Origin of the sequence: Halorubrum alkaliphilum, from assembly GCF_017873815.1 — an archaeon.
GTDB lineage: Archaea > Halobacteriota > Halobacteria > Halobacteriales > Haloferacaceae > Halorubrum > Halorubrum alkaliphilum.
This window is the reverse complement of sequence record NZ_JAGGKQ010000011.1, coordinates 1-20,848: the sequence shown is the minus strand read 5'-3', so window position 1 is coordinate 20,848 and position 20,848 is coordinate 1. Positions and strand designations below refer to the sequence as shown.

General features: G+C 62.7%; 21 protein-coding genes and 1 pseudogene. 14 read left to right on the top strand and 8 right to left on the bottom strand.

Annotated elements, in window-relative coordinates; all coding sequences use genetic code 11:
* The first annotated feature begins 66 nt into the window (after positions 1 to 66).
* From J2751_RS08525 to J2751_RS08495, 7 genes are all read left to right on the top strand, one after another.
* Positions 67 to 1,137, top strand: a complete 1,071-nt coding sequence (locus J2751_RS08525) for an ABC transporter permease (RefSeq protein WP_209485139.1) — start codon at positions 67 to 69, stop codon at positions 1,135 to 1,137.
* Positions 1,134 to 2,864 carry an ABC transporter permease gene (locus tag J2751_RS08520; RefSeq protein WP_209485137.1) on the top strand — a complete coding sequence of 577 codons (1,731 nt, stop codon included), beginning with the start codon at positions 1,134 to 1,136 and terminating at the stop codon, positions 2,862 to 2,864. Before J2751_RS08525 ends, J2751_RS08520 begins: the two co-directional genes overlap by 4 nt.
* Complete coding sequence (locus tag J2751_RS08515; RefSeq protein WP_209485134.1) at positions 2,864 to 4,243, top strand: ABC transporter ATP-binding protein; 1,380 nt, start codon at positions 2,864 to 2,866, stop codon at positions 4,241 to 4,243. Before J2751_RS08520 ends, J2751_RS08515 begins: the two co-directional genes overlap by 1 nt.
* A complete protein-coding gene (locus J2751_RS08510; protein WP_245202690.1) occupies positions 4,240 to 5,619 on the top strand; it encodes an ABC transporter ATP-binding protein in 1,380 nt (459 codons plus the stop codon). The genes J2751_RS08515 and J2751_RS08510 overlap by 4 nt, the downstream gene beginning before the upstream one ends.
* 1 nt (position 5,620) lies before the next feature.
* Entirely contained in the window at positions 5,621 to 6,028 is a 408-nt protein-coding gene (locus J2751_RS08505; RefSeq protein WP_209485133.1) for a DUF7555 family protein, read from the top strand.
* A 55-nt stretch (positions 6,029 to 6,083) separates the two neighbouring features.
* The gene (locus J2751_RS08500; protein ID WP_209485130.1) at positions 6,084 to 6,599 is read left to right on the top strand and encodes a DUF7529 family protein; all 516 of its coding nucleotides are present in this window, start codon (positions 6,084 to 6,086) and stop codon (positions 6,597 to 6,599) included.
* Between the two features lie 106 nt (positions 6,600 to 6,705).
* Positions 6,706 to 7,236, top strand: coding sequence for a GNAT family N-acetyltransferase (locus J2751_RS08495; RefSeq protein ID WP_209485128.1), 531 nt, complete (start codon positions 6,706 to 6,708; stop codon positions 7,234 to 7,236).
* Between the two features lie 172 nt (positions 7,237 to 7,408).
* On the opposite strand, the gene J2751_RS08490 is transcribed toward J2751_RS08495, so the two are convergent.
* The 5 genes from J2751_RS08490 to J2751_RS08470 form a co-directional block, all read right to left on the bottom strand.
* The gene (locus tag J2751_RS08490) at positions 7,409 to 8,053 is read right to left on the bottom strand and encodes a 30S ribosomal protein S3ae (protein WP_209485126.1); all 645 of its coding nucleotides are present in this window, start codon (positions 8,051 to 8,053) and stop codon (positions 7,409 to 7,411) included.
* A complete protein-coding gene (locus tag J2751_RS08485; protein WP_209485124.1) occupies positions 8,050 to 8,403 on the bottom strand; it encodes a KEOPS complex subunit Pcc1 in 354 nt (117 codons plus the stop codon). The genes J2751_RS08490 and J2751_RS08485 overlap by 4 nt, the downstream gene beginning before the upstream one ends.
* On the bottom strand, positions 8,400 to 9,563 hold the full coding sequence (locus J2751_RS08480) for an exonuclease RecJ (RefSeq protein ID WP_209485122.1): 1,164 nt from the start codon (positions 9,561 to 9,563) through the stop codon (positions 8,400 to 8,402). Before J2751_RS08480 ends, J2751_RS08485 begins: the two co-directional genes overlap by 4 nt.
* A gap of 28 nt (positions 9,564 to 9,591) precedes the next feature.
* Complete coding sequence (locus J2751_RS08475) at positions 9,592 to 10,059, bottom strand: 30S ribosomal protein S15 (protein WP_209485120.1); 468 nt, start codon at positions 10,057 to 10,059, stop codon at positions 9,592 to 9,594.
* Between the two features lie 574 nt (positions 10,060 to 10,633).
* Positions 10,634 to 11,020, bottom strand: coding sequence for a hypothetical protein (locus tag J2751_RS08470; protein ID WP_209485118.1), 387 nt, complete (start codon positions 11,018 to 11,020; stop codon positions 10,634 to 10,636).
* A gap of 93 nt (positions 11,021 to 11,113) precedes the next feature.
* Between J2751_RS08470 and J2751_RS08465 the strand changes: the two genes are divergently transcribed.
* Complete coding sequence (locus J2751_RS08465; RefSeq protein ID WP_209485116.1) at positions 11,114 to 11,797, top strand: PHP domain-containing protein; 684 nt, start codon at positions 11,114 to 11,116, stop codon at positions 11,795 to 11,797.
* A gap of 16 nt (positions 11,798 to 11,813) precedes the next feature.
* On the top strand, positions 11,814 to 13,034 hold the full coding sequence (locus tag J2751_RS08460) for an asparagine synthase C-terminal domain-containing protein (RefSeq protein WP_209485114.1): 1,221 nt from the start codon (positions 11,814 to 11,816) through the stop codon (positions 13,032 to 13,034).
* Between the two features lie 369 nt (positions 13,035 to 13,403).
* On the opposite strand, the gene J2751_RS08455 is transcribed toward J2751_RS08460, so the two are convergent.
* Entirely contained in the window at positions 13,404 to 14,030 is a 627-nt protein-coding gene (locus tag J2751_RS08455; RefSeq protein ID WP_209485112.1) for a uracil-DNA glycosylase family protein, read from the bottom strand.
* Positions 14,031 to 14,316: 286 nt separating this feature from the next.
* Between J2751_RS08455 and J2751_RS08450 the strand changes: the two genes are divergently transcribed.
* Both J2751_RS08450 and psmB read left to right on the top strand, forming a co-directional pair.
* Positions 14,317 to 14,490: a hypothetical protein gene (locus tag J2751_RS08450; protein WP_209485110.1), complete on the top strand. Its 174-nt coding sequence runs from the start codon at positions 14,317 to 14,319 to the stop codon at positions 14,488 to 14,490.
* A 137-nt stretch (positions 14,491 to 14,627) separates the two neighbouring features.
* Positions 14,628 to 15,359, top strand: a complete 732-nt coding sequence (gene psmB, locus J2751_RS08445) for an archaeal proteasome endopeptidase complex subunit beta (protein ID WP_209485108.1) — start codon at positions 14,628 to 14,630, stop codon at positions 15,357 to 15,359.
* A 285-nt stretch (positions 15,360 to 15,644) separates the two neighbouring features.
* Here the strand turns inward: psmB and J2751_RS08440 are convergent.
* Positions 15,645 to 15,908: pseudogene (locus J2751_RS08440) on the bottom strand (glutathione S-transferase family protein); the annotation flags it as partial.
* A 61-nt stretch (positions 15,909 to 15,969) separates the two neighbouring features.
* Between J2751_RS08440 and J2751_RS08435 the strand changes: the two are divergent.
* Positions 15,970 to 17,304 carry a site-specific integrase gene (locus tag J2751_RS08435; protein WP_209485106.1) on the top strand — a complete coding sequence of 445 codons (1,335 nt, stop codon included), beginning with the start codon at positions 15,970 to 15,972 and terminating at the stop codon, positions 17,302 to 17,304.
* On the opposite strand, the gene J2751_RS08430 is transcribed toward J2751_RS08435, so the two are convergent.
* Positions 17,301 to 17,945: a hypothetical protein gene (locus J2751_RS08430; RefSeq protein WP_209485104.1), complete on the bottom strand. Its 645-nt coding sequence runs from the start codon at positions 17,943 to 17,945 to the stop codon at positions 17,301 to 17,303. The two genes, J2751_RS08435 and J2751_RS08430, sit on opposite strands and share 4 nt — an antisense overlap.
* A gap of 370 nt (positions 17,946 to 18,315) precedes the next feature.
* On the opposite strand from J2751_RS08430, the gene J2751_RS08425 reads away from it, so the two are divergent.
* Together J2751_RS08425 and J2751_RS08420 are read left to right on the top strand one after the other, a co-directional pair.
* A complete protein-coding gene (locus J2751_RS08425; RefSeq protein ID WP_209485102.1) occupies positions 18,316 to 20,181 on the top strand; it encodes a hypothetical protein in 1,866 nt (621 codons plus the stop codon).
* A 444-nt stretch (positions 20,182 to 20,625) separates the two neighbouring features.
* On the top strand, positions 20,626 to 20,848 hold a 223-nt coding region (locus tag J2751_RS08420), incomplete at its 3' end, for a hypothetical protein (RefSeq protein ID WP_209485100.1).

Here is a 20,848-nt window from a genome sequence, read left to right as displayed (position 1 = left end):
GATCTGACGCATGCATACAGTAATCTCCAGAAAACGTTCAATACGATACTCCGGGAGTGAGTCGAGATGACTCGGTGGGAGTATTTCATTAAGCGTGTCCTCCTCACGATCCCAGTACTGTTCTTAGTGCTGTCGTTCCTGTTCGTCATGCTCCGGATGGGACCGATCGATCCGGTCGCCGCCCGACTCGGTCCCGAGGCTGACGGGACGGACGCGGAGCTCATGCGGGAACGGCTCGGACTCAACGACCCGCTCTGGGAGCAGTACACCGACTTCGTCATGAGCTTCCTGACCTTCGATTTCGGTCAGTCGTGGGTCGTTCAGGCGGAGCGTGACATCCTCGACATCGTTATCAGCTCCGCTCCCGCGACGATCTGGTTGGGGTTCTGGGCGATCCTGCTGCCGCTCTTCATCGGGATCCCCCTCGGCTTTTACGCCGGACTCAATCCGAACTCCTTTGGGGATTACACGGCGTCCTTCGGCGGGATACTCTGGCAGGCACTCCCGAACTTCTGGCTCTGTGTGTTGGCGCTGGCCGCCCTCAGACGGACCCGGGACGGCGGCGGGCCGTTCGGGTTCGACTGGTACACGTTCGGTCCCGACTTCACGGCACGGAGCATCAGCATCACCGGGACGCCGGATCTCGACTGGATCTCGACGACCGATCTCCTCTTTGTTCCGGTCCCGTACGTGGCCGACTGGACGGCCTTGGCGATCGATACCAAGCTCATTCTACCGGCCGCGCTGATCCTCGGGTCCGCGTCGATGGCGGCGGAGTTGCGGATCGGTCGGACTGCCATGCTCGAGACGATCAACTCGAACTTCGTCGAGACGGCGAAGGCGAAGGGACTGACTAACCGAGTGATCGTCTGGAAGCATATCTTCAGGAACTCTCTGATCCCGCTGTTGCCGGTGATCACGAGCGAGGCGTTCCTCCTGATCGGCGGCTCCGTGATCGTCGAACAGATATTCAACATCAACGGTCTCGGGAGGATCTTCTTCCAGTCGATCACGCAGGGTGATCTCCCCATGGCCGGTGCGCTACTGTTCATTTTCACCCTGATAATCCTCTTTTTGAACATCCTCCAGGACTTCTTATATACGGTCATCGACCCGCGCGTGGGGTATGAAAAATGAGCTCGAGACAGACGAACGTCGAGGAGACGTATGAGGACGAGGAAAACGACGAACTGTTCGTGGACCTGATCAGAAAGAATCCCCGCCCGGCGCTCATCTGGCTCGCCGGCGTGGCGATTCTGGTCCTGCTTGAGATCGGTCGCGCGTTCGCAGGGCTCGGTCAACTGATCGGGATCGTCTCGTATCTCGCCGGTGGCCTCGCCGGCGTTCCGGGGTACGTCGGCGGAAACGTCGCCGGGGTGGCGGGCGGTATCGTCGGTAGCATCACAACGGCGATAACCGCGGTCGTGATGCTGTTGCTCGTGTCGATTCCGTTCGCGGGGCGAGTCCCCGACCGAGCGGTCGACGTACTGGGGCTGGATCTGACTCGGTACCAACGCCGGTGGACGAAACGGAGCGTATTGGCTCTCGTGTTGGCCGGAGGTGCCGCGCTGTTCGCACTCTCGCCGGTGGGCGGTGTCACTGCGCTCGTCTCCAGCGGCGTCGACTCGCTCGCGTCCTCGCTTCCCGCACTCACGAGTCGGGAGACGATCCCCAATCAAGGGTATCGTGCCCCCGACGGCGGGTGGGAGGGGACCTTCATGGGGCTCTCACCGGCGATCGCGTGGGCGATCCGTCTCACGCTCGTGTTCCTCTACGCGATGGTCTGTCTGGTCTGGGGCTGGAAGGGGTTCGAGATCTATCGGACTCACTACCGACAGGCGGACTGGACGCCGGCCGACGACACGATCCGACGGTTCAAGGGCAACTATTGGGGGCTGTTCGGACTCGCCATCGTGCTCCTGTTCGTCGTTCTCGCGTTGTGGGCACCGGCGGTCAGCCCCGTTCAAGCGGAACACAACATCTACCAGCCGAACGCGCACGACTTCCAGTATCTCACCGATGACGGCGAGGTCGAGTCGACTACGCACGTCTTCGCGAACCTCGATAGTCGGTCCGACGGCCAAGGCACCGTCAGCCCGATGAGCTATGATACCTACGACAGATGGGCACCGCTCGGGACGACTGCGAGGGGACAGGACATGATGACACACCTCTCGTACGGTGCGCGTACGTCGCTCATAATCGGGATCACGGCGATCGGTCTTGGCGCACTCATCGCGGTCGTGTTGTCGCTGCTCGCCGCGTACTACAAGGGTATCACCGACATCGCGACCGTGATGGCGAGTGACACGATACAGGCGATCCCGGCGCTGCTGCTCATCATGCTGCTCTCGGTGATCTTCCAAGAGAGCAACCATCCGATCGCCCAGCCGCTTGACGGCGGATTCCTGTTAGCACTGATATTCGCCCTCGCGTACTGGCCAGGGATGTGGCGCGCGATACGTGGGCCCTCGTTACAGGTCGCCGAACAGGAGTGGGTCGACGCGGCGAAGAGCTACGGACAGACACCGTTACGAACGATGAGAAAACACATGGCTCCGTACATCGCGGGATACATCCTGATCTACGCATCGTTACTGATCGGCGGCGTCATCATTTCGACGGCCGCGCTGACGTTCCTCGGACTCGGCATCAACCCGCCGACGCCCGAATGGGGACGACTCATCGACGGCGGACAGTCGTACGTCGCGACCTCGTCGTGGCACGTCGCAACCATTCCCGGGATCGCGATCGTTCTCGTCGTCGTCGCCTTTAACGCGCTCGGCGACGCGATCCGGGACGCGATCGACCCCGAGGCCGATGTCGAGGAGAGTGAGGCCGCGACCGCTGGGGGTGGTGCCTGATGGCCGCCGACGGCGACATCGAACGGACTGTGGAGCCATCGAGCGCGGCCGACGCGGGATCCGCAACTGCCCACGACGCGATCATCGACGTCAGAAACCTCCAGACGGCCTTCTTCACCGAGAAGGAAACGATCCGAGCGGTCGACGGGATCAGTTTCGATATCGACCCCGGGGAGACCGTCGGTATCGTCGGCGAGTCGGGCAGCGGCAAGAGCGTTACCGCCCGGTCGTTGATGGGACTCATCGAGTCTCCCGGACGCGTGCTTCGGGGCAGCAGCGTTCGCTACCGCGACATGGATACGGTCCGGACGTTCGCGGACGAGTTCCCGAAGCGGACGGTCGACGTCGCGGACCTCGAAGCGACGTACGACGCGGAAGAACTGTTCGCGTCGACGGCAGCGACACCTCAGGAGTTCGGCTATGCCGACCCCGCTTCGGTGCCGCTCGTCGACGTCGCGGCGGCCGGGTACACCGACGAACTCGGGCTCACGAGCGGGAACGAGTGCGTGTTCGTTACCGACGGGTCGGCGGACTCCGCTGCGGGAATCCAGCGCGGGTTCGTCGAGATCAGTCGTCTGTCGGGCGAGCCACAGCGGAAGATGCGTGGCGGTCGGATCGCGATGGTGTTTCAGGACCCGCTAACGAGCCTCAACCCGGTGTACACGGTCGGAAACCAGATCAAGGAAGCACTCAGACAACACCAAGGGATCCGCGGGAAGGCGGCGACACAGGAGGCGGCCGAACTGCTCGAGGCGGTCGGGATCCCGGACGCCAGCCGGCGGGTCAACGAGTACCCCCACCAGTTCTCCGGAGGGATGCGCCAGCGAGCGGTGATCGCGATGGCGCTCGCCTGTGAGCCAGAGGTGCTGATCTGTGACGAGCCGACGACCGCCCTCGACGTGACGATACAGGCACAGATTCTCGATCTCCTCGCCGAGATCCAGGAGTCGCGGGACGTCGCGATCATGTTCATCACGCATGATATGGGCGTGATCGCGGACGTGTCTGATCGAGTGAACGTGATGTACGCCGGAGAGGTCGTCGAGTCGGCGGACGTCGTTCCGCTGTTCGAGGACCCGAAACACCCGTACACACGCGGGTTGCTCGAATCGATCCCCGGCCACCAGAGCGGGAAGAAACTCTCGACCATCGAGGGGAGCGTACCGACGCCGAACGAACCGGCGACGTACTGCCGGTTCGCCCCGCGGTGCCCGAAATCCTTCGACGAGTGTCACGAGGTACATCCTGTCCCGATACCGGTCGAGGCGGACGGCGAGGCCGACCATACGGCCGCCTGTCTGTTGTACCCGGACGACGTGTCGACGGCGGAGGCGGTGGCCAGACATGGCGGCCGCAGTCACGGAGGTGATGGCGAATGAGCGGAAACACGATCGAAACCACCCCGAACGGGGAACGGAACGACGACGAACGGAGTCGAGGTCGGGACACGATGGTCAGCATCCGCGACCTGAAGACGTACTACGAGGGTGGCGGGCTGTTCGACAACCCCCCGGTCAAGGCGGTCGACGGCGTCTCGTTCGACATCTATCGGGGCGAGACCCTCGGGCTCGTCGGCGAGTCCGGCTGCGGCAAGACGACGCTCGGTCGGACGCTGATCCAGTTGGAGGAAGCGACCGGTGGCGAGGTGTTGTTCGACGACACCGACATCACCTCGCTCACCGGTGATCAGCTGTACGAGTGGCGACGGAACGCCCAGATGGTGTTTCAGGACCCCGATTCGAGCCTCAACGACCGGATGACGATCGGGGAGATCGTTCGGGAACCGCTCGACGTACACGACTGGAAGACACCCCGAGAGCGGCGGAACCGCGTGAAGAAACTGCTCGATCAGGTCGGGCTCGCGGCGGAACACTACTTCAGGTATCCGCATCAGTTCTCTGGCGGGCAGCGCCAGCGGATCGGGATTGCCCGGACCCTCGCGCTCAACCCGGAGTTCATCGTGCTCGACGAGCCGGTGAGCGCGCTCGACGTCTCGGTACAGGCGGAGATCATCAACCTGCTTGAGGAGCTACAGGACGAACTGGATCTCACGTATCTGTTCATCGCACACGACCTCTCAGTTGTCCGGCACATCTGTGACCGGGTCGCGGTGATGTACCTCGGGAACATCATGGAGATCGGGCCGACCGAGGAGCTGTTCAACGATCCGGCCAATCCGTACACGCACGCGTTGCTGTCGGCGATCCCGAGACCCGACCCGACCCAACGGCGCGACCGGATCACGCTTCACGGGACGCCGCCGAATCCGCGGTACCCACCGAGCGGCTGCCCGTTCAGCACGCGGTGTCCGGCACGGATACGCCCGGAGGCGTACGAGGCCTTGGACGACGACGTCTGGGACGGGATCAACGCGCTACGGGAGATACTCAGGGAACGGATGCGTGCTACTCGATCGGTCCGTGAGCGGATCCGCGAACGGTTCGACATGGAGACGCGATTCGCGACCATGGACGAGACGTACGAGGAGCTGTTCGGCGGGCTCGACGTCCCGCCGGAGGCCGAAGAGGTCCTCCAGCGCGTCGCCGACATCGCGGGCGACCACGACGAACGCCGCGCACTCGATGCCCTCGACGAGGAGTTCGGGAGCATCTGTGACGGTGTCGATCCCGACGGGAGCGACGAGGAGATAGATCCCGAGTATTATACCGTGGGCGAGAACGACCGGAAGAGCTACTGCCACCGTCATGACGACGGGTTCCGTGAACCTGCACCCGTCCTCGACGACCGACACTGACATGTCCGGCACGTCGGCCCGACTATCGCACCGGCTTCGCGTGTGGGTCGACGCGGTGGGGTACGCGCTCGTTCTCGCGGTCGTGGTGACGACGACCGCGATCGTACTCGGGATCGCGACCGGCGGCGAGTTCGTTCGCGGAAAGACGTTAACGTTTCTCGGCGGCTGGCTTCTCGTCGGCTACGCGACGGTCCGGCTGTGGCCGAAGCGCAGGGATCCCGAGCGAGAGTCGCTGTCGGGGACTCGACGAACGCGATTCCAGCGGGTCGTTCGCGCGGTGCCGCCGGTTCGGTGGATCCGCGTTCCACCGCCGACGGACCGGGTCCGACCGGCGGGGAAGACGTTCCTCGCCGGGGTGCTCACGCTCCTCGTCTCGCTGGTCATGGAAGTCGGGTTCGGCGTCGTCTGAGTTCGAACGTCCTCGAAAAGAGTTATGCCGTGCCCCCGACGAGGGGCACACAACGATGGCATCAGAAGAAGTCGATCGGTTCGTCAGCCGTCGGCAGAGCCTCGGCGAGGGACACACCGAGGCGTGGAAACGGACCCTCGAAGAGGCGCAAATGCTGGCTGACGACCGGCGCGAGGACGGGTGGGAGGCGACGTACGTCATGGCCGCCCACACCGACACGGTCAGCACGGATATGAACGACCACGACCGGTTCGGTCTGATGCACGTGCTCCCGAACAACTTCGCCGACCGGTTCACCGAGGCGTACGACTCGGACGCGTTCTCCGAGTACCTCGTGTACGGGACGTCCGTCGACGGGGTCATGTTCGTCGTTATCGAGCTCATCGACCCCGAGGGACACCGGGCGATCCTCGTCCCCTGTTCGTACGACATGACGATGGCACAGGGGATGTCCGAGTCGGCCGCCGAGGCGGGCGTTCTCCCCAGTTACTTCAAAACGATCGACGGCGAGATCCTCGCCCGGTTCGACCACGAGGAGATCGAGCCCCTCGTCACGCCACCGAACGCGTAGCCGGCGCGATCTCGGTCTCGTACGGTTTCGGTTCGGACGGGTTCGGTCCCACGGGGTCGGACCTCGATCCCGGACAATTTTCGTCCACCCCCGAGACGAACGCCGTATGGAGATCCGACGACTCCCGGTGACCGAGGCGGCTCTCCGACGCTTTGTCGCTGAGCTATGGCTTCCGTATCACCGTGAACTCGCAGCCAGCGTTGACGCACACGCGCTGGCGGACCGCCCCGACGAGGAACTGATCGAAGAGAACGTCGAGTTCTATCGCGAACGGTTCGAAGCTGAGGGGAACCGTGCGTGGGTCGTCGTCGAGAGCGACGGCCTCGACCCGGCGACCGCATCCCCTACACACCCCGACATCGAACTGACCGGCCACGTCCTGACGAGTGTCGACGAGTGCTCACCCGTCTTCGACCGTCCCGATCGACTCGTCGTCGGCGACCTCTACGTCAGGGAGCCGTATCGCGGATCCGGCCTTGCCGATCGACTGATCGAGCGCGCCGCGGCCGACGCCCGCGATCACAGCTGTACGGAGATGCGCCTCGACGTGGCCGTCGACAACGACCGAGCGAGGGCGTTCTACGAAAAGCAGGGGTTCGAGCCGTACCGCGAGCAGTTGACGCGGGAGGTGGAGTGAAGCGATCTCATATAGCTGGTCGTCCGTCGGTCGGCGGTGAACACCGCAAACGCCCCAGTCGCTTATTTATAAGGCGCTTGGGGGCGCGCGCCGCCGCGCTGATTCCCACACTATTCCAGCGACGCCGCTACGCGACTAATAAACGGAGAACTGCGGTTCGCTCGGACGGTCGTTACTCGTCGTCGACGGCCACTTCGTCGGCGTCGACATCGACGGCCGCCTCCTCCTCGGCGGCGATCTCCGCGGGGCGCGCTTCGAGGGTCAGCTTCTGGACTTCGACGCGACGCAGCGGATAGATCGTCTTCGCCTCGCCGTAGATGGCCGACGAGAGGTTGCCGTCGATGATCGCGTCCACGAACGCCTCGAAGGTGCGTTCCTCGGCGGCGGCGTGGACCTTGTCGATCATGACGCGGCGGATCGCCTTCTCCTGTGAGCGATCTGCCTTCTTCGTCGTCAGCGCGACGGGCTGGACGCGGATCCGGTAGTCGTCGGTCGTCACAACCGTGATCGACGCCTCGACCTTCGAGGCACCGCGGCGGACGAGCGAGCGCAGGTAATCGCGCGTGAGTTCGTACGTGACGAACTCGGTGTAGGCCGTGTCGCTGCCCACGTCCGTGATCTTGAACGTGAGCTTCGTGTTGTTCGCGCCGGAGTCGCCGGTGAGTTCGCCCAGCGTGGTCGTGATCGTTCGGCCGACCACTTGGTCGGGCTCCTCGGCGAGCGTCTCGCCGAGAACCTGTCGGTCGAACTGTTCCGGTGCCAGTACGTCGTACCAGCGCTTCTGTCCTCTGCTCTTGGATACTGATCGTTCGCTCATGTGTTGGTATAGGTGGTGTCGTTCGCGTTCGTGTTCGTCGCGTTCGTCGTCTCCTCGTTCGTCGTCTCCCCGTTCGTCTCCGTGCTCTCGATCACCCGGTCAGCGACCCGCAAGTTCACGATGTAGTCGTCGACCGTCGACCGAACTCCGCCGGTCGTGGGTCGTTCGATCCGCGCCTCGATCGTGTCGCCGTCGACGGCAACCGACATCGACTCGGTGTCGTCGGGCGCGAGCGCGGCTGCGACGACCCCCGCGTCCGCGTGAGTCGTGTGAACCGTCGCGGTCCGCGTCGGCTCCGACCGCTCCGTCGGGTCTGCCGTCGTCTCGGATCCCTTGGGATCGTCGCTCATAGTGCCTCCCGGAGCGCCGCGAGGGCGTCCGTCGGGTCGGCCGTCGTATCGACTCCGCCGCGTGCGTCCGCCCCCCAGCCCTCGCCGCCGAGTTCGGCGGCGACCGACCGGCAGACATCGCCGAGCCCCATCGACTCGGTCGCGGCCGCCGCGATCCGCCCCGACGACTCGTCGAGAACGACCGCGACCGGCTCCGGCGACCGGAAGTCCCGGACGATCCGGGCGATCGTGGGAATCGTCGACGCGGGCGCGTCGACCCGGGCGACGACACAGCCGTCGTATCGGCCGGTCGTCGCCGCGTCGAGCGCGCGATGTGCCGCCAGTCCGTGGGCGCGCCACGCGTCGCGAGCGGCGCTCACGAGCCCGTCTCCGGGGTCGGTCGCGATCGCCAGCGCGACGCCGACTCCCGGCTCCTCGCGCGCGAGGACGTCGAGGACGTCTGCGTAGCCGCCGACCGTCTCGAACGGAGCGCCCGGCGTCGTGCTGGCGATCGCGTACGGTCGGAGCGCGCGCTCGACCGCCGAGGCCGCCCGATCGCTCGCCCCCTCCGCGGCCGCGACGTCGACGGCGACCAACGACGCGAGTCGTCGGTGCGCGTCCTCGTCGAGCGTCGCCGGGAGGCCGAGCGTCGCGATCGTCGCCCGCGTCGCCTCCGGATCGCCGGAGTACGGCGTTCGGAGCAGCGTCGAGGCCGAGAGTCCGTCCGCGAGATCCACACACGGGATCCCGACACCGGGACGTCTCGTAACGTCGGCGGCGCGCTCGGCGGCTTCGAGCGCGTCGCCCGTGCCGTCGGTGCCGGGGATCGACCCCGCAGCGACGCCGCCGGCCAGCGCGACCACCGGGTCGGGATCGACGCCCAGTTCGCGAGCGACCGCGAAGGCGGTCGTGCTCGCCGGGCAGCCCCCTCCCGGGAGCGAGTGCGGGCCGGCATCGACGCCGACCGTCACCGCGACCTCGTCGTCGCCCGTCTCGGGGAGGGGGTCACGCGAGACTCGCGCCTGAAACGGCACCGCACGCTCCCGGAGCGCTCCGGCGAGCAGCCCCGTGGCCGCGACCGCGTCGCCGTCGTCGGTCGCGACGAGCCGGACGAACGGCGCGTCGGCGAGGACGCTGGCGAGCGCGTCGGGCGTGGGCGTGGCGGTTGCGGTTTCGGTCACGAGTGGGATGATCGGTGTGTGTATCGGATTACTCTTCCAGCAGCTCGACGGCGTTCTCGTAGGTGTACCTGAACTCCTCGTCGAGTTCGTCGCCGCGGTAGTAGTCCGCAAGGCGGCGGATCTTCGCTTCCGTGTTCTGTAGCGCGCGCTTGTTCTGGTGGTCCTGTCCGTTGTCGGCCATGTGCTCGCGCAGCCGGATCGCGCGGGCCATCAAGCTGCGGATGTCCTCGGGAACGTCGGCGTCCGCGTCGTGGTCCTCGAGGATCTCGGTGAGTTTCTTGCCGGTCGCCAGCTTGACGTCCGGGATCGGGACGCCCTTGACGCCCTCGTCACGGAGTTTGATGCCGATGACGCTGGGATCGTGGCCCTGTTCTGCCAGTTCGACGACGCGGGACTCGATATCCTCGGCGTCGACGTCGCTCCACTCCGGGTTCTCGTCCGTCGCCGGGTTGTCCGAACCGGACGACCCGCGACGGCGCGTGTGCATTCGTGCCATTGTTGTAAATTGGAACGGCACAACCGCGAGACGTGACCGCGACTCCGCGCGAGGGGGCGTGACCGAAACCGCTCGCGAACGCGAGCGACTTCGGGAGACGACCGCGCGAGCGGACGCCTCGGCCCCGTCGTCGGAGGCGGCGGTGCACTGCTACGTTCCCAAGCCGTGGGCGAAAAGACCCCGGCGCGTCGGATCCGCAGCTGTGCTGTTCCCATGAAACCACTCGCCGTCACTCCTCTTAAGGGTGTTCTTGTGGGTCGACGCACTTCCGATTCCGCCACGTCGACGATGCGGTCCGGCTTCCGCCACGTCGACGATGCGGTCCCGGCTTCCGCCACGTCGACGATGCGGTCCCGGCTTCCGCCACGTCGACCTCATCCGGATCTGATAACGGGCGCGCCCGCGAGCGCCCTTATCAGGGCGCGAGCGGACCGCGAGGGAGTCGGGCGGCCGAAGCGAAGCGAGGCCGCCCGACGAGGCTGGGGAGGCGTGAGGTGCGGTGCGGTTTTGGTGTAGGGTCGGACTCGACGGGGTAGCCGAGGGCTTCGGACGTGTTCACCGCGCCAGCAATGACTTATACCGACGACGACCGATACGCGTCGATCGACTCGGTCACGAGGTACGTGGCAGCCGCGACGCCGGCGACGGCAAGTGCGACCGTCCCGATGGTGACCGGACCGACGACGACACTGCCGGCAACGACGTAGACGACCCCTGCCACCAACACGACGGCGAGCGTCGCGACGTACCGCCACCGCGCCGCCGCCGGCACCATCCCGTCGTCGCCGCGGATCGCGAGATAGAGGTGTGCGCCGCCGAATATCGCGCCGTACGACGCGAGAGCAATGACTCCTATCGTGGACTCGGACTCCGGCAGCAGTCCGGCGTACTCAACACTCAAAAGGACCAGAAGGGTGATCCCGACGGTTCCGAGGTGGACCTTCGTATCGCGGGAGACCATGCCTATCGGTTTACCGGCAGACCGTATCAATCCCCGGCCATGTTCGCGCGTCGTACCGGGTCGCTTTTTACTGCTAGCCACGAACGAACACCCGTGTTATCGGTCGAGCTGCATACCCACTCCGAGCTGTCCCACGACGGGCGCGACCCGGTCGAACTCCTCTTGGAGCAGGCGGCCGCGGTCGGGCTCGACGCGCTCGCCGTCACGGACCACGACGAGATCGACGCCAGCATCGAGGCGGCCGAGATGGCCGCCGACTACGGACTCGTCGGTATCGTCGGCATGGAGGTAACGTGTGCGGCCGGCCACGTGCTCGCGTTCGGTATCGACGAGATCGTCGAGAGCGGGCTCCCCTTCGATGAGACGCTCGACCGGATCCACGCTCAGGGCGGGATCGCCGTGATCCCCCATCCCTTCCAGAAGTCGCGCCACGGCGTCGCCGCGCATATCACGGACGAGCAGCTCGCGAGCGCGGACGCCATCGAGGTGTATAACTCCCGGCTGTTCACCGGGCGCTCGAACCGACAGGCGGAGAAGTTTGCGATCCGGCGGAACCTCCCGATGACCGCCGGCAGCGACGCGCACATCTCCGAAATGGTCGGGCAGGCGGTCACCGAGGTCGGCGCGGACGACCGTTCCGCGGAGGCGATCCTGTCCGCGATCGCTGACGGGCGGACAAGCGTCGTTGGCAAGCGGACGCCGTGGCGCGTCTCGATCCGCCAGTTCGCCGGCGGGGCGAAACGACGCGCCTTCCGGGCCGTCAACGGGCTCAGGTGATTCGGGTGGTCGAGTCGTGAGCGACGAGACCGTTGATGCCGAACCCAACGACCGACTCCGCGGCGCGTCCGCCGCGCTCGTCGCCGACGCGATCCGGACGGGGGACCCCTTCCCCGGAACGTGCGGGTTCGCCGGACTGCTCGCGGATCCGCCGGACGAAATCGCCCCGGTGCTCGTCCGCGACGTCCTCGGACGACAACCCCTCTTCGTCGAGCGCGACGCTGACGACCCGATCCGGTCCAGCGCGTGGGGGTTTGACCTGACGGGACTCGACGATCCCGTGGCGGTTCCGGCAGGGTCGGTCGTGTCGGACGCAGAGACGGGTACCGGGGTCGATCCCGGAGCCGGCCCGGAGATCCGGCGGATCTGGTCGCTCCAGACGTCGGGGCCCGACGATCCGGCCGTCGCGCAGACGGCCGTCGACGACGCGATCGACGGGGCGCTGGTCGACCTCGGATCCGGCCCCGGAACCGACACCGGGACGGACTCCGACGGGCGGCTCGCGGTCGCCTTTTCCGGTGGCGTCGACTCCGGGCTCGTCGCGAGCGCGGTCCCCGACGCACCGTGTTACGTCGCCGGCTTCGAGGCGTGTCACGACGTCGCCGCCGCACGCGCGGCCGCGGAGACCATGAGTCTCGACGTACGTGTCGTCGAGATCACACACGAGGATCTCCGCCGGGTGATCCCCGAGATCGCGGCCGCGACGGGCCGCCGGAACCCCATGGACCTGAACATCGCCGTCCCGCTGTACCTGACCGCGGAGGCCGCCGCGGACGACGGGGTCGACCGACTCGCGGTCGGACAGGGAGCGGACGAGCTGTTCGGCGGGTACAGCAAGGTGGTCGAACCGGCCGAGGACCACCGCGTCGACGCCGACACCGTCCGGGGTGCGCGCACCGAGACCGTCCACACGCTACCCGCCCAGCTCGAACGCGACGTCCTCGCGCTGCGTGCCGCCGGGGTCGAGCCCCTCGCACCGCTGTTGGACGACCGCGTCGTCGACGCCGCGCTCCGACTGCCCGGCGAACTCCTCGCTACCCCCGACCAACGGAAGGTCGCGCTTCGTCGAACCGCGGCCCAACGTCTCCCCGAGCCGGTGTGGAGCGCGGACAAGAAGGCGGTCCAGTACGGCACGTACGTCGCCCGAGAGATCGATCGGCTCGCACGACAGAACGGGTTCAAACGGCGAATGGACGACCACGTCGGCCAGTACATCGAGTCGTTGCTCGCGACGTGAGCACGGTCGCCCGCCGCCCGCTTCGGTCTCTCGCCGCCGCCGCTTACGAAACTCGTCGTGACGGGAAAAACCGGCCCGTGGAGGCCGGAACTGACCAAGCTGCCGCGTTGGAGTACCAGTCCTGCGGCCGACGCCCGTTCGATCGGGGCGTCTACCTACTGATAGACCGGTATCGTATAAAATCCACGGAGTAGTGACAAATATAACCTCTCCGATCGGGAGTTATCGGGACGAACGTCGGATATATGATCGACGAGGACACCGATCGTAAAGATACGTCGCGTTCGGATCGACGGAATTCGACGGTTCTCGATTGTCGCCCGAGTCAGGGGGTTCGGATCGACGGGGCTCGACGTGAACGACTCCGGCTCACCGAACGAGGTAGGGGTCGCTTCCGGCGATGAACCGGCCGAGGTCGCTCTCACGCCGGAAGTCGGTCGATCGGAGTTCGCGGAGTGCCGCCACCAACCGCTCCGCGTCGCCGTCGGTCCACGCCGCGGGCTCTTTTATCGGGAGGACGAGCCATCCCGAGCCGAGCAGTTCCTCGGCGTGAAGCGCGTCCATGTCGATCTCGGTCTTCCACGCCCGTGCGGTGTACGATTCGAGGACGTGTTCGGTCGCCCGAGCCCCGACCGGCAACAGGACGTGGGCGGCGATCGCACGGAGTTCGGCGTCGAAGAAGCGCTCCATGTCGTCGTAGTCGTCGTCGGTCGGCTCTCCCTCGGGAACGCACATGTGGAGGTACGAGAGGTACGTCCGATCCGTCCGTACCGGGTCGGCCTCGGCGAGCAGTCCGGCGTCGACGAGTGCGTTGAGAAGGACGTGCGACCATGCGTTCCCGGTAAACGGGATCCCGTCGTCGACACCGCCGTGGATCCCGGGGTGATCGCCGATCACGTGAAAGTCGGCGTTCGCGTCGCCGTATCCGGGAACGAACGAGGGGCAATCCGGTGCCATGCCGAACGGGTTTCGCGTCCGGTCGGTGACGTTTTGCACGGAACCGGATACGCGCTCGGACTGTAATATCCCGTTCGATCCCCTACCCGGCCGTGTGTCGACTCTTCATCCGCGCCACAGGTAGGCGCATGCCCGACAGAGGATTCACATAAGTTATGGAAACGAATCCGATGAACTCGGCCTGAGATACGCGTCTCACCGGCCGTATCGGAGAACGTTTCGAACGTCCGAAACGATTTACAAACCGCATGACTGCGGGGGAAAACCCCGATCTGCCGCACACAAGGCTTATATATACGTCTCTGCTGGGAGGTATCGAAGACCCATGTTCGACCGCATCCGCTCGACGACGCTGTTCGGTCTCCACCAGGCGGCCATCGCCATCGGGATCTCGCTGTTCCCCGTCGCCGTGTTCGCCCGCGACCGGCTCGGTATCAACGTCCCGGTTCACCGACTCGTCGAGACCACCGGCGAGGCGTACGAGAACGTCGACGAGTAGGAACGAGACCCGCCGTTTTGACCCAGTCGTTCCCGCCAACGAGTTGCGACTCCGCCTGCCCGGGATATGGGCATCGGAACCGGCGGTCGGTCCCCGAAAGGCTGCCTTTATGGGCGCGAGGAGCGAACGTGCCGCTAATGCGAACACCGACTGACGATCTCTCGGACGGTCCATCCGTCGAACTCGGCCGCGACCAGCCCGTCTTCGGGCCGGAACTCGGCGAGTTCGAACACAGCGAGCGCCGTGCGGCACAGGCCGACGGCGAGGGCGAAATGAAGACCGGGACCACCACCGTCGGCATCCGCGCCGGCGACGGCGTCGTGATGGCGACGGACATGCGCGCCTCCCTCGGTGGCATGGTCTCCTCGAAGGACGTCCAGAAGGTGGAGGAGGTCCACCCCCGTGGTGCCCTCACCATCGCCGGCTCCGTCTCGGCCGCACAGAACCTCATCTCGACGCTCAAAGCCGAGAGCAACCTCTACGAGGCTCGCCGCGGCAAGGACATGTCGATGGAGGCGCTCTCGACGCTCACCGGCAACCTGCTCCGGACTGGGGCCTTTTTCATCGTCCAGCCGATCCTGGGCGGCGTCGACGACGAAGGCGCACACATCTACTCCATCGACGCCCTCGGCGGCACGACCGAGGAGGAGTACACCGTCACCGGCTCCGGGTCGCAGTACGCACTCGGTGTCCTCGAACAGGAGTACCACGACGACGTCACCGTCGACGAGGCGAAGACCATCGCCGCGAAGGCGATCCAGTCCGCCGTCGAGCGGGATCTGGCGTCCGGCAACGGGATCAACGTCGCCGTCGTCACCGACGATGGCGTCGAGATCACCCGGTACAAAGAGTTCGACGAGCTCTTATAAGCGGTACCGGTCGTCTTCCGACGGCATGAGTCGGCCAGTAATATATAAACGGGAGTCCGTCGGAAACTCGCTTTCCGGACGGATTCTCGCCTGAAGCGCCCGGTCGCTACGGGACGCCCGGTGATCGATATCGGGGACGGGGCTCGCAACACGGTGTAGTGGCCGTTTATAAGGCAACGAGTAGTGTTGCTGCCACCGCATCGTTCATTTATAGCCTATCGTCGCAGCCGCTCACGGTCGTTTTAAAACCGACCGTTACGGTCGCGTTCGGCCGTTTTCGCGGGTTCAGTCGCCGGCGTGAGGCGTCGGTGGCGATCCCGTCAGCCGGTCACGGTCGTGTGGGGCGTCCCAGTCGAGGTCGGGGCCGCGCGCGATGATCCCGGTCGGCGTCACGTCCGGGTGGGTCGTGTAGTAGTGTTCCTTGATGTGGTCCATGTTCACCGTCTCTGTGATGCCCGGCGTCCCGTACAGATCACGCAGGTACGGCCAGAGGTACTCGTACTGGTGGATGAACGTCCGGTTGCACATGAAGTGGGTGTGGTACACTACCGACACTACCTTGAGCAAAGTCCCCACAGATATAAGACGGTGCGCTTGAATTGGATTGAGTATGACGACACCGCGGGAGAACTACCGGGAAGCGCAAGGGACGTTACAGCGAGGAGTTGAACGCGGAGAGGTGATCGCGTCCGACGCCGATCTCATCCGTGAGCTATGTAACGCGTTCGATCCGGAGAACATGACGGTTTCCTTGCCGTCAACCGGGGAATACGCCAACGACACCAAGCCGAAAAAGGCCAACACGTTGCTATACTGGATGCAACACCTCAAGCGCGTATCCGAACGCCTGCAGTACGACCCATACAACACGTCGTTGAGTGACGCTTCGGCACAGGATATCAACCAGTTGATGACCGACTTGCGGACCGGGCGACACCCGGACGTGAAGGACGGCGGTTTAGCAAATAACACGATCCGGAATGAGCAAGGGTGCGTCCGTCGGTTCTACCGATATCATACCGACTTGGGGATCGACCCGAACGATATCACCCTGATTAGCGGCGATAAGACCCACGTTGACGATCGGGATATGCTAACCAAAGAGGAGATTACGAACATCAGGGACGCCGCCGACCACCCTCGGGACTTAGCGATTTTTGACCTGTTGCTATACACCGGGCAACGGAACACGGCGATTCGGTCACTCCGGCTCAAAGACGTGGATCTTGATGAGGGAGTGTATTACCTGAATACGGATAGTGACGGGTTGAAAGGTGCCGATGAGAACGGCACAAAACGGCCGCTCTTGGGTGCTGTTGGTTCGATCCGTGAGTGGTTGCGATATCACCCCTTCCCTGATAATCCGGATGCGTACCTCATTACGCCGAAACCACGGTATAGCAACCCCGAACCCGACAGCATGGTATCCCGGAATACCATGCAGTACGCTCTAAAGAATCTCAAGGAGGAGGCGGGGATTGATAAGCCGCTCAACCCCCACGCGGTGAGACACAACTTTGTGACGATCGCAAAACGCGAATACAAGATGGACGATGCGACGGTGAAACACCTTATCGGCCACGCGCCGGATTCGGACGTTATGGAAACGACGTATTCGCATCTTTCCGATGAGGATCACATTCGTGCCGCCGAGGAGGCTGCAGGGATTCGGGAGCCAGACGACAAAAGCAGTCTTTCACCCGACATTTGCCATTGTGGGGAGCCGCTTGGTCCGGACGCGAAAGCGTGCCCGCGGTGTGGAACAGTCTACACCCCGGACGCAAAAAGCGCTAAGGACCAAATTGAGAGCGATATGAAGGAGTCTTACAAGGAGGCTGGGAGAGCGGGCGATAGCCAAGCCATAGACGACATTGAAGATGTTGATGAACTACTTGAGGATCCCGCTATCAAGAAAGCGCTAATTGAGAAACTCCAAGAAGATTAGTCGCTTCGACCGTCGCCTTTAACTAGGTATTCGTCAATCAACTCTCCAATATCTTCGCCCGAAGTAGTTTCCACCTCCGGGTGATCGCTTACGCGGTTATGAAGCGTGCGTAAATCCTCTCCAGTGAGGCCAAGCCCCCGCTTCCATTTATCAATCGGATCCATTTCTTCAACATCACCATGTGTCTCAAGTTTTGAGAGAGAGATGTCGGATTCAATCCTCCCGTGAGGAACGCCTTGATAATCCGCTTCCGCCCTTTCTATACTACGAACCACTACTTGATTGAATATCCGATCCCTATCGATACCACATTCACGGAGTCCGCGCCAAGCGAGCGAGACTAACGCGCTAGCGGCGACAAAGTGCGTTTCGGGTAGTTCCCTATCTTCCCCATTGACGATATCGGATTGTTCGGTGTTCTCTGTTAGGTCATTAGACAATCGCCCAAAGATCTGTTTGATATCGTCGTCACGGGCGTATTGATTGAGAATCGCAACGTCGTATAAGCCAGTTACGACACGATCCCTGATCCGTTCTCGAAGCTTCCGGTCGTTATCGGTTGTTCCCAGCCCCTCCTTGAGATATGCTCGCCAGTCTGATCGTAGTAAGCTATGCTGTTCCCGGTTGATATCTCCGGCCATATAAAAGATGTCACGGTGTGACTACTATTAAATACAACGGTCGTAAGTAAACGTAGATGAGTACCAAAGGAAGCGCGACCGCCCGCGTTCTCAAAGACGGACGGGTTACGGTCCCGGAGCCAGTACGTGAACAGCTTAGTCTCTCATACGGCGATATCGTACAGATTGACGTTAAACCGCTTGAGGGGGCTGAATAGTGTCTCAAGCCGAAAGCCCCAGCGACTCCAAGCCGACAGCGAACGCCTCTCACGACGCGCTAACGGCGATTGAAGCCAAACGTGAGGCTTTGGAGCGGGTGGCAAAGTCGGAGTATCCTATGGCCGATCACGCCGAAGCGCTCCTCGAACTAACTGAAAGTCACAACTAACGAATGAGTCAAAACGAAAGTGCGGGCGGGAGCAACGCCCGCAACGACGGGGGGAAAGCCGTCACCGAACAGTACGAGTCGGATAGTGATAATACTACGGTTGAATATCGGGTGAAAGATCAGTCGGTTCCGATCCCGGAGACTCATAAAAACCGTATTGGAAACCGATACAAAGGCCCGAAGGAGGATATCCCGCTTGATAGGCTGGCGGGCCAAGGCGCGATCGAGATCCTCGACGACGGGAGCCACACCGACGTTAATCTCACCGGGCCAGCTGAACCCGTCGTACATGACGATGGATCGATTCAGGTGATTATCCCGAATCAAGCCAAGCGTGTGAATCTGGGGGTTTGGAGACACTCATGTGGTACAGTAAATGAGAACCCACCCCAGAACGGCGAGGTTAGCCCGCCTAACGAATGTGAGGGTTGTGACAAACAGGGAAGCTGGGAACACGAAGGAGAACTTTCACCGGCTCAAGTTCAGGCGGCTGTTCGAGCGGGCGATATGTGGTATCCTCCGGGCGATCACGCTAAAGAGGGATACAGCGACTTGTGGGACGATGTAAGAGCGTTCATCCGTGATCATTGGGACGCAAAGGAGCCAGAGATTTACAACGGCCTAACAGCCTATGCGCTTTCGACATGGCTCCGGCCTAATCTCACCTTTGTCCCTCACCTCATGCTAATGGGCAAAACAACGGGCGGAAAGACGCGACTCCTCAACACGTTAGCCCGTGTGTCGTATCGGGCGGTTGTGGCCGCGAGCGCGACTCCGGCTTCCATGTTCCGCATGATTGACGCATATGATGTTTCCTACTTTGTGAGCGAATATCACGGCTTAGGCCCGGATGAACAGAGAGAGCTTGATAATGTGGTTCGAGCGGGACAAAAAGAGGGAGAAATCGTCACACGGGCGGAACAGTCACACACCGGCTTTGAGCCGAAAGTGTTTGATCCGTTCTCTCACATAGCGATAGCGACTCAATACACCCCGGAGGATGATATTGTTAATCGGTGTATCCAAGTTCGATCCTCACCGGAGAACCGGGATATGCCCGCAACACTAGACGACACGCGGGCCAAGGAGATTCGGAACCGGCTGTTATATGCCCGCTTTCGGCTCTTGAACAGTAACGAATGGGAAGAGGCTGAACATAGAGCCTACGGTTATCTTGAGGCCAACAATATCACCGGGAGAACGCGCGAAAAGTTACTCTCCCTGATTACCGTTGCTATCCTCTGGGACGAACTAGACTCCTTTGAGCCGTTCATAAACGCCGTGTGTGAACACGATCAGGAAGCCGTTGCGAACAGCGAAGACGCCCGATTTGTCCAAGTGTTGCGGGACTTGGCACTTGAAGAGATTGAGGAGACGACGATCCTCACGGACGGCGATCCGTTTGCGGCTGTTGCTGTTCCATACACCGATATTGTAGATCAATATGAGGACGTATGCGGGGTTGAAAAGTCGGCTTCATGGGTTGGCCATATCCGTGATCGACTAGACTTTGAGAAAGAACGGAAGCGCGACGGAACAGTAATACAAGATCCGGAGCTTGGTTCCAAACTTCAGCAACTCTGTGAGGAGCATAACCTCAAGTGGGAGTCTAGCGATAGCGCGGAAGCCGATCCTCAACCGTCTAACCCCGGCGGTTCAGTCGATACTAGACGGTTGAAGACACGGATCAAAGACAAACTCAAAGAAGAGCGTTATGGTCCGGGAGCAACGGCCAGCCCGGATGAAGTTGCGGAACTTGTTGGCGCGGGAGAGGAGAACACCCGAACAGCATTAGACGACTTGGCCACAGAGACGCGACTCCTAGAAAAGACGGATAGCGGTTACCGTGTGCTAAGAGGTGGCCTATGAACCCGGAACGTGTGAACCCCGTGAACCTCTGTGAACCTTTGGCCGCTATGGTTCACACCACAAAACCGCATGACGTGAGGCCGGTTAGTCTTTTGTGTGAACCTTGTGTACCTTTCTTGGATATGGATATGGTGGTTGTAAACAAGAGAGATACACACGGTTCGGGCCACCCCCTCCGGTCATGTGCTAATAAGATTCACATGGTTCACGCGGCATGCCAATACGGCTCCCGTGTTGCGGTTTTACTCCGTGAATCTTTGGCCAGAGAGGTACACACGGGGTTCACATGGTTCACGGAGGTGACTGAATAGATGTATCTGCCGATGATCGGGGTTTTGGCAAATCACCGTGAGGCTATTTGCCCGGTGGCTTCGAGAAATCCAAGTCCCTTAATGTCGATCTCAAGGTTTGGGGACGCGGCTAGCTTCACTTCGGACATCAGGCGTGGGAACAATCACACCGAAGCCACCGATCCACGCGCGGTTTTCCGTACGGGTGATTTGCGTGATTAAGATCACCATTGACGACGAACCGGCGAGCGAACACATTAGCAAACTAAAACAAAAAATGTCCGACTATATGACCCAAGGTAACGACGTATCAGATCCCGACATAATCGAGGAATCGCCGTTCGAGCGCGTTTACGTACTCCCCCCGAACCGCGACG